This window comes from Streptomyces caniferus (assembly GCF_009811555.1).
GTDB classification, from domain to species: domain Bacteria; phylum Actinomycetota; class Actinomycetes; order Streptomycetales; family Streptomycetaceae; genus Streptomyces; species Streptomyces caniferus.
On record NZ_BLIN01000005.1, the window covers coordinates 1108520 to 1123085 of the forward strand.

The 14566-nt window shown below is 73.0% G+C and carries 11 protein-coding genes; 2 read left to right on the forward strand and 9 right to left on the reverse strand.

Annotated features, from left to right (window positions below):
- Window positions 1–51: 51 nt before the first annotated feature.
- The 9 genes from Scani_RS21460 to Scani_RS21500 form a co-directional block, all read right to left on the reverse strand.
- Window positions 52–1983, reverse strand: coding sequence for a non-ribosomal peptide synthetase (locus tag Scani_RS21460; RefSeq protein WP_159478893.1), 1932 nt, complete (start codon window positions 1981–1983; stop codon window positions 52–54).
- A gap of 42 nt (window positions 1984–2025) precedes the next feature.
- Entirely contained in the window at window positions 2026–2754 is a 729-nt protein-coding gene (locus Scani_RS21465; RefSeq protein ID WP_159478895.1) for a thioesterase II family protein, read from the reverse strand.
- 187 nt (window positions 2755–2941) lie between these two features.
- Entirely contained in the window at window positions 2942–3724 is a 783-nt protein-coding gene (locus tag Scani_RS21470; RefSeq protein ID WP_159478897.1) for an AfsR/SARP family transcriptional regulator, read from the reverse strand.
- 20 nt (window positions 3725–3744) lie between these two features.
- Window positions 3745–4530 (reverse strand): SDR family NAD(P)-dependent oxidoreductase, encoded by a 786-nt coding sequence (locus tag Scani_RS21475; RefSeq protein WP_159478899.1) that lies wholly within the window; start codon window positions 4528–4530, stop codon window positions 3745–3747.
- Window positions 4531–4557: 27 nt separating this feature from the next.
- Complete coding sequence (locus tag Scani_RS21480; RefSeq protein ID WP_159478901.1) at window positions 4558–5310, reverse strand: SDR family NAD(P)-dependent oxidoreductase; 753 nt, start codon at window positions 5308–5310, stop codon at window positions 4558–4560.
- Window positions 5307–6479, reverse strand: coding sequence for an enolase C-terminal domain-like protein (locus tag Scani_RS21485; protein ID WP_159478903.1), 1173 nt, complete (start codon window positions 6477–6479; stop codon window positions 5307–5309). Before Scani_RS21485 ends, Scani_RS21480 begins: the two co-directional genes overlap by 4 nt.
- Window positions 6476–7294: an alpha/beta fold hydrolase gene (locus Scani_RS21490; RefSeq protein ID WP_159478905.1), complete on the reverse strand. Its 819-nt coding sequence runs from the start codon at window positions 7292–7294 to the stop codon at window positions 6476–6478. The genes Scani_RS21485 and Scani_RS21490 overlap by 4 nt, the downstream gene beginning before the upstream one ends.
- 11 nt (window positions 7295–7305) lie before the next feature.
- On the reverse strand, window positions 7306–8925 hold the full coding sequence (locus Scani_RS21495) for a thiamine pyrophosphate-binding protein (protein ID WP_159478907.1): 1620 nt from the start codon (window positions 8923–8925) through the stop codon (window positions 7306–7308).
- Window positions 8922–10949, reverse strand: a complete 2028-nt coding sequence (locus tag Scani_RS21500; protein ID WP_159478909.1) for a CoA transferase — start codon at window positions 10947–10949, stop codon at window positions 8922–8924. The genes Scani_RS21495 and Scani_RS21500 overlap by 4 nt, the downstream gene beginning before the upstream one ends.
- 908 nt (window positions 10950–11857) lie before the next feature.
- On the opposite strand from Scani_RS21500, the gene Scani_RS21505 reads away from it, so the two are divergent.
- Both Scani_RS21505 and Scani_RS21510 read left to right on the forward strand, forming a co-directional pair.
- The gene (locus Scani_RS21505) at window positions 11858–12850 is read left to right on the forward strand and encodes a zinc-binding dehydrogenase (RefSeq protein WP_159478911.1); all 993 of its coding nucleotides are present in this window, start codon (window positions 11858–11860) and stop codon (window positions 12848–12850) included.
- Window positions 12851–12895: 45 nt separating this feature from the next.
- Entirely contained in the window at window positions 12896–14566 is a 1671-nt protein-coding gene (locus Scani_RS21510) for a GH3 auxin-responsive promoter family protein (RefSeq protein ID WP_159478913.1), read from the forward strand.

Sequence of the window (14566 nt, forward strand, 5' to 3'; positions counted from 1 at the left end):
GCGCGGCCGGCGGGGGCGTCCGGGCGCCGGTGCGGCCGGGCCGGGGCGGCGTCATGAACGCCGCTCCCCCTCCGACGCCCGTTGCACCAGTGCGTCGGCGAGCGGCCCGAGTTGCGACTGCCGCATCAGGTCGCTCAGTCGCAGGTGGTCGCGGAGTTCGGCGGCGACCGCGAGAACGGCGAGGGAGGTGCCGCCGAGGTCGTAGAAGTTGTCGGCACGCCCGAGCGTCTCGGCGGGTACGCCGAGCACCTTGGCCCACGCCGAGGCGACCAGGCGTTCCGCCCGTGCGGCGGGTCCGTCCCCGTCCGCCGGGTCCGGTTCCCCGGGCGCGGACTCGGGCGCCGCGGGCTCGGGCAGCGCGGCGCGGTCCAGTTTGCCGTTCGGTGTCAGCGGCAGCGCGGGCAGCGGCAGCACGTGCGCGGGCACCAGGGCGGCGGGCAGCAACCGGGCGGCGTGCGAGCGCAGTTCGCCGACCGGCACCTCCCGGCGGCAGACGGTGTAGGCACACAGGTACGCCTCGCCGGTCGGCGACTGCCGGGCGACCACCACCGCGGCGGTGACGGCGGGATGGGACAGCAGGGCGCTCTCGACCTCACCGGGCTCCACGCGGACGCCGCGGATCTTGACCTGGTGGTCGTTGCGGCCCAGGTACTCCAGGGTGCCGTCCGGCAGCAGCCGTGCCAGGTCGCCGGTGCGGTAGACGCGCCGCTCCCCCGGGAAGGGGTTCTGGACGAAGCGTTCGGCCGTCAGCCGGTCCCGTCCCAGGTAGCCGCGCGCCAGACTCAGCCCCGCGATGCACAGTTCGCCCGCTTCCCCGGCGGGACACGGCTGCAGCCGCTCGTCGAGGACGTACAGGCGCACGTTGTCGATGGGGCGGCCGATCGGCACCGTGTGGGGGGACGGGTCGGTGCAGGCGTGGTGGGTGACGTCGACCGTCGCCTCGGTCGGACCGTAGAGGTTGACCAGCGCCGGGGAGGACGGCGTGCCGCCGAGTACCTGGTGGAACCGGCGCACGTGGTGCGGGGTCAGCGCCTCCCCGCTGGCGAACACCCGCCGCAGCGACGACAGATCGCGCCCGCCGTCGGCCGTGCCCGTGTCCGTGTGCTCCAGGAAGGCGTGCAGCATCGACGGCACGAAGTGCAGGGTGGTGACCCGGCGCGCCTCGACGGCCGCCGCGATCGTGTCGGGGTTGCGCTCGCCACCGGGTTCGAGGAGGTGGACGGACGCGCCCGCGAGCGTCCACCAGAACAGCTCCCAGACCGAGACGTCGAAGCCCACCGGGGTCTTCTGGAGGATCACGTCCTCGGCACCGAGCGGATACACGCGCTGCATCCAGCGCAGGCGGTTGATCACCGACCGGTGCTCGACCATCACCCCCTTCGGCTCTCCGGTCGAGCCCGAGGTGTAGATGACGTACGCGACGTCGGTGCCGCCCCCGTCGTGCGGGACGGGGCTGTCGTCACTGTCGTAGGACCCGGGCGCGTACGGGTCCACCACCGTCGTGGCGCCGAGCGACGGCTCCAGCGCGTCGGCGGCCGTGATGACGACGTCGGCCCGGCAGTCGCGAAGGATGTACGCGTTGCGGGCCGGCGGGTGGCTCAGGTCCACCGGCACGTACGCGGCGCCCGCCTTGAGGACGGCGAAGACCGCCACCAGCATCTCGCAGGACCGCTCGACCGACACCGCCACCTGCGTCCCGGGACCCGCTCCCGCGGCCCGCAGGGTACGGGCGAGCCGGTTGGCCCTGCGGTCCAACTCCCGGTAGGTGAGCGATCCGTGCTCGCTGGTCACGGCCGTCCGGTCGGGGTGCGCCGCGACCGGGGCCCGCAGCAGCTCCTCGATGCGCGTGCCCTGCTCGACCGGTATCCGCGGCCCGGCGACCGCGGACGAGCCGGTGCCCGGCCGGTGGTCCGGGGCCGGTCCGGGCGCCGCCGGCCGGGGCGTGTGCCGCCGTGCTGTCTGTTCCTGCCGTTCCTGCTCCATGGCTCTTCTCTTTCGTGCCGCGAATCGGACGGGGCCGGCGGGTCACTCGTGGGGCGAGTCCGACGGGAGGCCGTGCTCCAGGCCGTCGCCGACGAGGCCCAGCAGCGGTTCGGGGGCGTCGGCGAGGTACATGTGACCGCCGGGCAGGGACCGGGTGTGGAAGCCGGCGGTCGTCACCTCCCGCCACTGCGCGAGCATCTCCGCGTCGATCAGGTGGTCCTCGGCACCGCGGACCGCCGTGACGGGGACGTCCAGCACCGTGGTGCCCGAGGACCGGTACCGCTCGTGCATGGCGATGTCGGCGCGCAGGGCGGGCAGCAGCAGGTCGCGCAGTTCGGGTTCGTCGAAGGCCTCGTGCCGGTAGCCGGTGGCCCGCTCGACGGTGTCCAGGAAGGCGTCGTCCGGCAGGCCCGTGGCTCCCAGGTCGTGCCGGTGCGCGGGACCTGCCGACCCGCTGACGACGAGACCCACGACGGGGACGTCCGCGTCACCGCTCAGGCGGCAGGCCGTCTCGTAGGCGAGGACGGCCCCCAGGCTGTGCCCGAAGAGGCACACGCCGTGGTAGCCGCCCGCCTGCGCACGGATCTGCGGCAGCGCGTCCTCGACGGCGTCGGAGACGTACTCCAGGGGCGGTTCGGCGAAGCGCTTCTCCCGGCCCGGCAGGCCCACGGGCGCCACATCGAGGCCGGGCGCGGCGAGGTGTGACCAGTGCGCGAAGAACGAGGGCCCCGCACCTGCGTGGGGGAAGCACACCAGAAGTGTCGGTTTCATCTGCGCCAGACCTTCCTCGGCTCAGCGATCAGTAGGACTCGGCACCGCGGAGGCACCGCGGGACGAGGTGGGACGGGGCGGCCCGTGACCTCACTGGTCAGGGGACGTTCCGCAGCATTTCAGCGGAGTCTTGGCGGAATCTTGGCTCGGGTGCCCGGGCACGGCCGGGCCTGTCCAAGGGGCCGTTTCAGGCGACGAGTTGGTGGTGGAGGATCATCGTCCGCAGATCCTTGAGAGCTGCCCCGGGCTCCAGGCCGAGGGTGTGCTCGAACGTCTCGCGGGCACGGTTGTACTGCTGCAGCGCCTCCGCGTGGCGTCCGGCCAGGCAGAGCGAGCGCATCAGCAGCGCCCACCCCGTCTCCCGCAGCGGCTCACGCGCGGTCAGCCACTGGGCGGAGGCGGCGGCCTCGGCGTACTCCCGCTGCTCGATCATCGCGGTGATCCTCAGTTCGTACGCCTCCAGGTGCATCGCCTCCAGGTGGGCGATCTCCTGCGCGGCGAAGGGATAGTCCGCCGCGTCGGCGTACGCCCGTCCCCGCCACTGGCCGAGCGCCCTGTCGATCCTCTCGGACGCGGCGGCGGTCTCCCCGCGTTCCAGCAGCCGGCGCGCTTCGGGGAGTGCCTTCTTGAACCGGTCGGCGTCCACCGCGCCCTCGGGGAGACGCAGGCTGTATCCGGCGTTCTCCAGGACCAGGATCTCCGCGTTGCCGTACCGCTTGCGCTGTGGTTCCAGCAGCGTGCGCAGCCGGTTGATGTAGACGTAGACGGAGGAATGCGCGGCCCTGGCCCCCTGGCAGCCCCACAGGTCGTCGAGCAGTTGCTCCAGGGGCACATGCCATCCGCGTCCCAGCAACAGGCGGACGAACAGGGCACGTTGTTTGGCCGGCCCCAGATCCAGGCGCGTTCCGCGGACCCACAGCTCCGCCGGCCCCAGCACGTTGATTTGCATGTCGGCGTTCTTCACGTTCATACACCCATGGATCCATTCCCTCAGGACGTCGCGCGGCCGGTTCGGGGAACGGCCGAGCCGGCCGTGACACCCCCGTCGACCACGAGCGTCTGTCCGGTGACGTAGGCGGCGAGCGGACTGAGCAGCCAGGCGGCCGCGTTGGCCACCTCCTCGCAGGTGCCCAGCCGGCCCAGCGGGGCCCGGCGCGCCCGCTGGTCCAGTGCGTCGGGGTCGGCGTACAGGCCGCGCAGCATCGGGGTGTCGGTCGAGCCGGGGCTGATCACGTTGACGCGGATGCCGTCGCCCGCGTACTGCAGTGCCGCCGACTTGCTCAAGCCGATGACGGCGTGCTTGGTGGCCGAGTAGAGCGGGCTCTGGGCGTGGCCGATGTGCCCGGCCACCGAGGCGCAGTTGACGATCGCGCCGCCGCCGGCCGCCAGCATCGCGCCGGTCTGCGCGCGCATGCACGACCAGACCCCGCGCAGGTTGGTGGCGACCACATGGTCGAAGTTGTCGGCGCTGTCCTCGTGCAGCGGACCGAACGTCCCGAAGGTGCCGGCGTTGTTGAACGCGCCGTCCAGCCGCCCGAACCGGGCGACCGCCTCGGCCACGCACGCCTCCACCTGCTTGTCGTCGCCGACGTCGCAGGGCGCCACCAGGTGGTGCGAGGGGGGCAGCCCGGCGGCGGTCTCCGTCAGTGCCGACTCGGTTCGGCCCACCAGGACGACGCGTGCGCCGTGCTCCACCAGGAGCCGGGCCGCGGCCCGGCCGATACCGCTGCCCGCTCCGGTGACCATCACCACGCGGTCGGTGAGTTCCAGACTCATCGGTGTTCAACTCTCCGTTCGTGCTTGTCAGACGTGCAGTCCGCCGTTGACATCGATGACCGTGCCGGTGGTGTATCCGGCGTCGTCGCCGCACAGTTGGCAGACCATGCCGGCGGCCTCCGCGACGGTGCCGAAGCGGCCGGCGGGGATGTGGCCGACCCGGTCGGCGGTCCACTGCGGGGGCTTGTCCGCCCAGGCCCGGCGGATGCGTTCGGTGCCGATGACGCCGTGGGCGACCGCGTTGACCGTGACGCCGTGCGGAGCCAGCTCGTAGGCGCACTGTTTGGTGAACCCGATGACGCCGGCCTTGGCGGCGACGTAGGCGGCGTTGCTGAAGAGGCTGTAGGTGCGGCCCGCCACGGACGCCAGGTTGACGATGCGGCCCCAGCCCGCCTCGACCATCGCCGGCGCGCACAGCCGGGTCATGGTGAACACGCTCGCCAGGTTGTGCGTGACGGCGGACCGGAGGTCGTCCTCGGTCAGTTCGGTCACCGGGCGGGCCCGGGTGTCGCCGCCGACGCCGTTGACCAGGATGCCCGGCCGGTGCTGCGGGGCGAGCGAGGCCACGGCGGACTCCAGGGCGGGGGCGTCGGTGACGTCGACGACGAGCGGTTCGCGGACCGACCGGTCGCCGAGTTCGCGGGCGACCCGCCCCACCGCCTCGGCGTCCCTGTCGAGCAGGACGATTCCCAGGCCCCGGGCGGCCAGGCGGCGGGCGACCTCCGCGCAGATGCCGTTGCCGGCCCCGGTCACCAGGGCCACGTCGCGTTGTGCCGTCATGCGCTCCTCCGCCATTCGCCGTCGGGTTCCCAGGTGGCCAGGCAGCGGGTGTGCCGCAGCAGTTCCCCGGTCGGTTCGATTCCGGTGCCCGGTCCGGCCAGGGGTCCGACCCGGTGCAGCGACCGGTCGACGGCGAACGCAGGCCGGGTCAGGGGCGTGGGGAACCACTCGTCCGCCCGCCCCGCCTCGACCGTCTGCCACATGCCCCAGGTGGTGGCCAGGGTGCGTCCGGCCGCCCACAGCGGTCCCACCTCGGCGACGTGCACTCCGAGCTGGCAGCCGAGGCCGAGCGCCTCCGCACGCAGCGCCAGGCGGGCCGCGGCCAGGAACCCTCCGCACTTGGACAGTCGTACGTTGATGTGGCTGGCGGCGTCGCTCGCGGCGGCGGTCCGCAGGTCGTCGGGCCCGGTACAGGACTCGTCGAGCATGACGGGCAGTCCGGTGGCCCGCCGCAGCCGGCCGAGCTGGGCCCAGGAACGGGGCGGGAGCGGCTCCTCGACCCAGGCCACACCGGCCAGTTCGCCCGCGATCCGCTCGGCCTCCGCGGCCGACCAGGTGCCGTTGGCGTCCAGGGAGACGCGGGCGTCCGCGGGAAGGCGCTCCCGGGCCTGCGTCAGCCGCCGCACGGCTCCGGCCGGGTCCGCGACCTTGATCTTCACATGCCGCAGCGCCGCCAGCGCGCCGGGTGGGAGGGCGTCCAGGACGGACGCGACGTCCCGGGACAGGTGGATCACCAGGCTGACGGCCGTGGGCCCTTCCCGGAGCACCCGGCGGGGCGGGTCGAGCACCCGCAGCACATCGGCCAGCGGCCGGTCGAAGTGCCGGCACACCGCGTCGAGCAGCGCGATCTCCACGGCCGCCGCGGCCGACGGACCGTCGACGAGCTCGGGCAGCGGCAGTGCCGCGAGCGAGGCGACGGCGCTGTCGAAGGTCCGCCAGTCGATCCGCTCGGCCAGCGCCGCGGGGTCGCAGCGCCGCACCGCCTGTGCCGCGCCGTCCAGCGTCTCGCCCGTGACATAGCCACGGGGCGCGCCCTCCCCCCACCCGCGGACGCCGGCCAGCTCCACCTCGACCAGGAGGGACTCCGCACCGCGGCGGGAGCGCGTGGCGTGGTCGAAGGCCGCGGCCATGGGCACGTTCGCGGTGTACAGCCGTACGCGGCGGATCATCCGTCCTCCTTCAGCCGGACGGCCAGCCAGTCCCAGTACGCCGTCCGGGCCGGGGTGAACTCCAGGTAGTGCCGGTCCGTGGCGAAGACCTCCTCGTGCACGGCGGACGTCAGCCGCCGCAGCGTCGCCCGCGCGGCCGAGAGGTCGATGATCGGGTCGTGGGCCGGGACGGCCAGGTCGACCGGGAGCGGGGTGCGGGGTGTCCCGTTGACGTAGAGGTCCTCCAGACGCACGAGTGTCGCCTGGGTGGCCGAGGTGACCTCGCGCAGCATCAGCGGGTCCGCGGCCAGGAACTCCCGGTAGTGCGCGAGGTCGGTGTAGTCGCCGTCGGCCAGCCCCACGGGCTGGGGCGCCGTCCCGGTGCGGGCGCGGCGCTCGGCGAGCGCCGGCGGCACGTGGCGTGCGCGCTGCTGGCCCAGCGCGGGCGCGCACAGGATCAGTCGGCGGACCGGCAGTTCGCGGGTGCACCACAGCGCGGCCAGCACGCTGCCGCCCAGGCTCTGGCCCAGGACGACCGGTCCGGCGCCGCCGACCCGCTCCGCCACGGCCGCGAGCGCGCGCGTGTAGTCGTCGAGGACGAGGTCGGCCGACGGCAGGTGACCGCGGGGCCCCTCGCTGCGGCCCGAGCCCCTGCGGTCCAGGACGTGGACGTCGATGCCGCGGGCGTTGAGTTCGGGCCCCGTCTCCTGCAGCCAGCCGGCGTGGCTCTGGATGCCGTGGAGGTAGAAGAGGGCCGAGGTGGCACCGGGCGTGGTCCAGTGGTGCAGCGCCAGTGCGGTGCCGTCCGCGGCGGTCAGGGTGCTGGTGGTGAACATGGCCGACCTCCTCAGTACCGGACGAGGTTGACGTCGGGGTCCAGCCGGACGTCGACGAGCAGGGGGCCGTCGAGCGTCGGCAGCAGTTCGCCCACCACGTCGAGTTCCTCGGCCTTGCGGACGGTCAGGGCACGAGCTCCCATCGCCGTGGCCAGGCCGGCGAGGTCGGGCCAGTCGAACGCCGAGTACGCCGGGTCATAGCCGTGGTGGTGCAGCTTGTAGTGCTCGGCTCCGTAGGCCCCGTCGTTGAGGACGACCACGACGAGCGGCAGCCGCTGCCGCACCGCCGTCGTGAACTCCGACAGGTGCATCATGAAGCCGCCGTCGCCGACGGCGGCGATCACCGGCCGGCCGGCGCCGGCCGCCGCGGCGCCGATCGCCCCGGCCAGGCCGAGCCCGATCGAGCCGAAGCCGCCCATGACGGTGAAGTGCAGCGGGTCCGCCACCCGCAGGTAGGGCCAGACGCCCACGTCGAAGCGTCCGATGTCGCTGACGACGGTGCGCTCGGCGGGCAGTACCCGGTCCAGACGGATCATGGCCGTCCGGATGTCGACGGTGTCCGGGCCGCCGCGGTCGTCGACGTCGTCCTCCGGCGCATACCCGGCCAGCTTCCCGGCGACCCGCTGCGCCCAGGCGCTGTTGGCCGCGGTGATGCCGGCCTGCTCCAGCAGCGTGTTCATGACCTCGGCCGTCCGGCGGGCGTCCCCGGCGACGGGGGCGTCGGCGGGGGTGTAGGAGCCGAACCGGGCGGGGTCGGTGTCCACGTGCACGACCTTCTTGCCGCGGAACAGGTCACCGTTGAGCGCGGTCCACATGTTGAGGCTGGCCCCGAACGCGACCACACAGTCGGCCTCGGCGATGACGGTGCCCGCCGCGCTGTGCGCGAGCGAGCCGAAGATGCCGATGTCGCGGGGGTGGCCGGCGAACAGTTCCTTGCCGAGCACCGTGGTGGCCAGCGCCGCGCCGGTACGGTCGGCCAGTTCGACCAGGGCGTCCCGCGCGCCGCCGGCGGCCGCGCCGTACCCGGCGAGGACCAGCGGCCGTTTGGCCGAGCCGATCAGGCCCAGCGCGCCGTCCAGCGCCTCGGCCCCGGGGGCCGCCAGGGAACCCGGCGCCACGGGGAGGGCGACCGGTGCTTGCTCACCCGCTTCGGCCTGCATGAGGGCGATCGGGATGTTGAGCACGACGGGCCGCTGCTCGGCCACGATGCGCTGCACGGCCCGGTTCAGGTCCGCCACGAGGGACGCGGCCCCGTGGACGCGCTCGTATCCCGCCCCCGCCGCGGTCGTGACCGCGGCGATGTCGAACTGGTGGAAGTGCGTGGGCACCGGCGGCGGGTCTCCCGTGATCAGCAGGACCCGGCTCCGGCTGCGGACCCCTTCCACCAGCGCGGTCAGGGTGTTGGTGAACGCCGGTCCGTGCGTCACGGACGCGACGCCGACGCCGCCGGACATCCGGGCGTAGCCGTCGGCCATGGCGACGGCTCCCGCCTCGTGGGCGACCGCCACGAAGCGTCCGCCCGCATCGGCGAACGCGGGCAGGTAGAGCAGGTTGGCATTGCCCATCAGCCCGAAGACGGTGTCGACACCGTGTGCGGCCAGGGCGTCGGCGAGCGCGTGGAAAACCTTCATCGCTGTCCTTCGGTCGGGGCGGGCGGAAGCCATCTGGGGTCGTTCTGGTCGGTCGGCGCGGACGAGAGCGGCGGGCCCTCCCGAACCAGCGAACGCAGGTGGTTGCCGGTGACGAGCACGGTGGTGTCCGCGCAGCTCTGGGTGAGGACCATGTGCCGGGCGCGGACCTGCGGATGGCGCACCGCGCGGGTCAGGTCGTGCAGGGGTGCGGCGGGCACGCCGGCCGCGGCCGCCGCGTCGAGTACGGCGGTGACGGGGCCGTCGGTCCGGGGCAACGGCCGGTCCGTGTCGAGGAGCACGGTGCCGTCCGGGGTCTCGACGAGCTGCGGGGCCGGTGCGGGTTCGTCGTCGTACCAGCGGTCCTGCGTGGCCCACACGGCGCTGTCGAACAGCGCGACATCGGCGGCGCATCCGTGTCCGGTGCGCAGGCGGACGTAGGTGGAGACGACGGCGGCGGCAGCGGCCAGGTAGGCACCGAGGACGTCGGCGCTGGACACCGGTGTGCGCAACCCGGTTCCGTCACCGCCGACGAGGTGCATGATGCCCGACTCGGCCTGGATCACGGTGTCGACGCTGCGGTCGGCGGCGGCCAGACCGTGGCCGGTCACCGTGCAGTGCACGGCACCGTGCCGGGACAGCACCTGTGCGGGGGCGAGGCCCTGCGCGGCGAGCGTGTCGGCGGCGAGGTTGGTGAGCACGATGTCGCAGTCGGCGAGCAACCGGTCGAACGTCTCCCGGTCCCCGGCGTCGGCGAGGTCGAGCCGGCAGGAGCGCTTGCCGGCGTTGTTGACGTGGTACAGGTAGCCGACCCCGCCCACCCGCTGGGCGAGCCGCCGGGATCCCTCGCCGTGCGGGGGCTCCACCTTCAGTACGTCGGCGCCGAGTTGGGCCAGCAGCCTGCCCGCGTGCGGCCCGGCCGTGTACGAGCCGATCTCCAGCAGGCGGACGCCCCGCAGCGGCAGGCCGCCGCGCGGGATCCGCTCCCACAGGAGGCCCTGCCGGGGCATCGGGCCGCCGGTGAGGGCCGGTACCAGCGAGCGCAGGGGGCTGCCCGGCGCGGCGGACGGCCCGGTGGCCAGGCCGCGCCGCCGGGCGGCGGGCCCGTGACGCACCTCGTCGGGTGCCGCGATCTGCGCGCAGGGAATGCCCGAGGCCCGGAGGCGGGCCACCACGTCGGCCGCCCGTCGCACCGCGGTCCACTCGCCGAGGAGCTTGTCGAGTTCGTCGGCGTTGCGGACCCGGGCGGCGGTGTCGGCGAAGCGCGGGTCGTCGACGAGGTCCCCTCGGCCCGTCGCGTCCGCCAGCCGCCGCCACATCGGATCGCCCATCGTGCAGATGACGACGGGGGCGTCCAGGCACGGGTAGCTGTTCCAGGGGGCCGCCATGCCGTGCCGGTTGCCCGTGCGCCGCGGGGGGCTGCCGGTGAGCGCGACGCTCGGCAGCAGGGTGCTCGTCAGGGTGAGCAGGCTGTCCAGCTCGGCGATGTCCAGGTAGTCGCCGCCGCCCCCGCGCTCGCGGCCGACCAGCCCGGCCACAACGGCGATCAGGCCGGACAGGCCGGCCGCGCGGGAGGCCAGGCCCACCACGGAGGTGACCGGGGGATCCCCCTCGGCGCCGGTCGCCATGGTCAGTCCGGCGAGCGCCTGGAGGGTGGCCTCGGTGGCCGGGGCGTCCCGCAGCGGGCCGGTGAGCCCGAAGGCGCTCAGCCGCACCGTGATCAGATCCGGGTGCCGCCGCAGGAGTTCACGGGGGCTCAGCCCCAGGTCGGTGAGGTGGGCGTCGCCCTCCCCGTCGCAGACCAGCACATCGGCCGTCTCCAGCAGGCGAGGCGCGCGGTCCCATCCGGCTGCCGGCTCGGCGGCGGCGTGCAGCCACTGCGCGAACGGTCCGGTGCGGGCGGGTGGTTGCCCCAGAGGGACGACACGGGCGCCGAGATCCGCGAGCAGCCTGCCCAGCAACGCGGCCGAGGTGCCATGGCCGGCTATGAGCACGTCGGTGCCACGAAGTGGCCCTGCCCCTGTCATCGAATTCCTCCTCGCACACCGCACACCAGCACGGGGTGGTGGTTTTCACCGCTGGTCGGTTTTGGATTGCGGCCGCCATTCGGCCGCGGCGGGAATTCCTGTCGGCGCCGCCCGTATGCCGGGGAGCTTTCCGCCGACGGTTCTCTTTCGCAATTAAAGCCCGCTGGTCCGGACCGGCGTCGACCCTTTGCGTCGAAGACGGCGAAAAATCATCGCTCCGGATTGCCGCGGAACCGGTGATTCAGCCTGGGAATTGGACGGCCAAGGAGGTAATAATGGCCAACCTGAGATTTTACGAACTTTTATGTTTGAACTAAGCCCAGCTGGCGCACAGTTGGCTCGCGATGCAGGTCAACGCGCAGGGGTTCCACTTTTGCCCTTTCGTGCACAGTGATTGTGGTCACATCGGGCTTGATTGACGGGTGTGAATTGGGGCTGGCAGGCTGACGCGAAGTTGCTTCCCTGAGGTGTCGCAGTAGCGATTACGAAAACCTCAGTAATTCAAAGGGAGGCTCAAGGGGGATGCTTTTGAGTCGCCCGTCATTGCTGGGCGCCATGATGCTGGAACGCCCAAATTCCGCGTTTATCGCCAAGGCATCCCGCCGTCCGCGCCCTACCGTTCACACGGCTTCAGGAGGCCGCGATCGCATGAGGGAATTTGCCCGAACCGCCACCGCCCCGTGCCCGATCGGGCAGACGAGATCCGCCGGCGCCCGCGAGGCGCCCGCCCGACACCCCACCGCCCGCCCCCCGTCCTTAAGTGACCGCCGCTCCGTCGCTCACCGCATCGCACTCGACTCCGCAGCACGGGCATCGCTCCCGGCAGCCCGGCCGGCGGCCACCACGGCGGGACCCGCGCCACACGCGGCCGTCCGCGCGGACCGCGCCGTGCACGAGGTGACCGGGGTATGAAAAAGCCGATGTGGGCCGCCGTCATCCGGGCCTGGGGCGGCCCCGAGCAGTTGGCCCTGGAGCAAGTGGAACGACCGGCGCCGCCGCCCGGATGGATCACCGTCCGCGTCGAGGCGTGCGCGCTCAACCACCTCGACATCCATGTGCGCAACGGGCTGCCGGGCGTACGGCTGGAACTCCCGCACGTCTCCGGCGGCGACGTCGTCGGCATCGTCGAGGAGGCCACCGACGAGGCGGGCGAGCGGCTGCTGGGCAGTCGCGTACTGCTCGACCCGATGATCGGACGCGGCATCCTCGGCGAGCACTACTGGGGCGGGCTCGCCGAGTACGTCGTGGCGCCCGCGGCCAACGCGATCCCTCTGCCCGCGGGGGCCACCGACCCGGCGCGCTACGCCGCACTGCCGATCGCCTACGGCACGGCGCAGCGCATGCTCTTCACCCGGGCACGGCTGCAACACGGCGAGAGCGTCCTGCTGTTCGGGGCCACCGGCGGTGTCGGCGTCGCCTGCGCCCAACTCGCCGTGCGATCCGGGGCCCGGGTCATCGCCTGCTCCGGATCGCCGGCCAAACTCGCCCGGCTGCGCACACTCGGCGTCGCCGAGACGCTCGACGCCGGCGCCGGGGACATACGGCGCCGGGTCCTCGACCTCACCGACGGCGGCGCCGACGTGGTGGTCGACTACCAGGGCAAGGACACCTGGCCCCTCTCCCTGCGCTCCGCACGCCGCGAAGGCCGCATCGTGACCTGCGGCGCGACGACCGGCTACGAGGCGATCACCGACCTGCGCTACGTGTGGTCCCGTCAGCTGGACATCCTCGGCTCCAACGCGTGGCGCCGCGAGGATCTGCACACGGTTGTCGAACTCGTGGCCACCGACGCCCTGGAACCGGCGGTGCACGCCGAGTTCGCCCTGTCCCGTGCCGGCGAGGCGGTCGCCGAGCTGGAGGAGCGCCGCGCGTTCGGGAAGGTCGTCATCCGTGCGGCGTGAACCCACTCCTGTTCCGGCACGACCCCGGAGGAAACGGCTTTGGCTATGACGGGCAAGACCGCACACGACCAGGACTTCCTCTCCAGGACGCAGAGCGCGCTGGCGATGCAGCGGAAGATCTGCGCACAACCCGAGGAAACGGCCGAGCACGTGCTCTGCGACATCCTCGCGGGCTCACGCGACACCGGCTTCGGCCGCGAACACGGCCTGGGCCGGGTCCGCACGCGCCAGGAGTGGCAGCGCGCCGTGCCCATCCGCCGCTACGACGAGCTGGCCCCCTACGTCGAGCGGCAGCTCACCGGCGAGCGCCGCGTCCTCACCTCCGACGACCCCTACGCCTTCCTGCGCACCTCGGGCTCGACCGGCCGCGCGAAGCTGGTGCCCACCACCGGACACTGGCGCCGCGCCTATCGCGGGCCGGCGCTGTACGCGCAGTGGGGCCTGTACTTCGAGCAGATCGGCGCCGAGCGGCTCACCGGCGACGAGGTCCTCGACCTGTCCTGGGAACCCGCCCCCGCACTGGACCAGCTGCACGGATTCCCCGTCTACGGCATCACCGAGCGTCCTGTGCCGGACGACCCGGAGGACTGGAATCCGCCGTGGCGCGCGGAGAGCTGGTTCCCCCGTGACGCCGACTCCCCCACCATGGCCGGGCTGCTCTACCGGAAACTCCTGCAGCTCGCCGACCGTGACCTGCGGCTGATCGTCTCCGTGAACCCGTCCAAGATCGTCCTGCTCGCCGAGGCGCTGAAGGAGAACGGCGAACGCCTGGTCCGGGAGCTGCACGACGGCTGCGGCACGGCCGCGGATCCCGCCCTGGCCCGCAGACTCGCCGCCGCCTTCGACCGCGCGGACGGCCGGCCGCTGCTCACCGACCTGTGGCCCCGCCTGAGCCTGCTGGTGTGCTGGAACTCCGCCTCCGCGGCGCTGTACCGGCCCTGGCTGTCCCGGCTGGCGCCCGGCGTGGCAACGTTGCCGTTCAGCACCACCGGCACCGAGGGAATCGTCACGCTGCCCGTGGACGACCACCCCTCCGCGGGCCCACTGGCAGTCGACCAGGGGCACTTCGAGTTCGTGCCGTGGGACGAACTCGACGACGGGAGACCACTGCCCGCGGACAGCCCCACCCTCGGCTACGACGAACTGGAGGCCGGCACCGACTACCGGCTCGTCATGAGCCAGGCCAACGGCCTCTACCGCTACGACGTGGGCGACGTCTACCGCATGGTGGGCTCGGTCGGCGCGACGCCACGGCTGGAGTTCCTCGGACGTGCCGGCTTCCAGAGCTCGTTCACGGGAGAGAAGCTCACCGAGCCCGACATCCACACCGCGGTGATCCGCGTCCTCGGCAGCGGGTCGGTCGACCACCCCCACTTCTCCGCCGTCCCGGTCTGGGGCACTCCACCGCACTACGTGGTCGCCATCGAATGGGCCGGCACTTCCCGCGCCGTGCACACGCAGGACACCGCACACCGCATCGACGCCGTACTCCAGGAAGTCAACGTCGAATACGCGGACAAGCGCCGCAGCGGACGTCTGCGCCCCCTGCAAGTCCTGCCCCTGGTGCCGGGAGCCTTCCGGACGATCACCGAACGCCGGTTCCGCCAGGGCACCGCCGGCGCCCAGATCAAGCACCACTGGCTGCAGAAGGACACGGCCTTCCTCGACACGCTGCGCGAACTCGGCCTCGTCCGTGCGCGCCCGACGGAAAAGTGA

Coding starts and splice junctions, on each gene's coding strand:
- Scani_RS21485 (WP_159478903.1), bottom strand. CDS start 6,479: ATGATCCGCCGCGTACGGCTGTACACCGCGAACGTGCCCATGGCCGCG.
- Scani_RS21470 (WP_159478897.1), bottom strand. CDS start 3,724: ATGAACGTGAAGAACGCCGACATGCAAATCAACGTGCTGGGGCCGGCG.
- Scani_RS21480 (WP_159478901.1), bottom strand. CDS start 5,310: ATGACGGCACAACGCGACGTGGCCCTGGTGACCGGGGCCGGCAACGGC.
- Scani_RS21505 (WP_159478911.1), top strand. CDS start 11,858: ATGAAAAAGCCGATGTGGGCCGCCGTCATCCGGGCCTGGGGCGGCCCC.
- Scani_RS21475 (WP_159478899.1), bottom strand. CDS start 4,530: ATGAGTCTGGAACTCACCGACCGCGTGGTGATGGTCACCGGAGCGGGC.
- Scani_RS21460 (WP_159478893.1), bottom strand. CDS start 1,983: ATGGAGCAGGAACGGCAGGAACAGACAGCACGGCGGCACACGCCCCGG.
- Scani_RS21465 (WP_159478895.1), bottom strand. CDS start 2,754: ATGAAACCGACACTTCTGGTGTGCTTCCCCCACGCAGGTGCGGGGCCC.
- Scani_RS21500 (WP_159478909.1), bottom strand. CDS start 10,949: ATGACAGGGGCAGGGCCACTTCGTGGCACCGACGTGCTCATAGCCGGC.
- Scani_RS21495 (WP_159478907.1), bottom strand. CDS start 8,925: ATGAAGGTTTTCCACGCGCTCGCCGACGCCCTGGCCGCACACGGTGTC.
- Scani_RS21490 (WP_159478905.1), bottom strand. CDS start 7,294: ATGTTCACCACCAGCACCCTGACCGCCGCGGACGGCACCGCACTGGCG.
- Scani_RS21510 (WP_159478913.1), top strand. CDS start 12,896: ATGACGGGCAAGACCGCACACGACCAGGACTTCCTCTCCAGGACGCAG.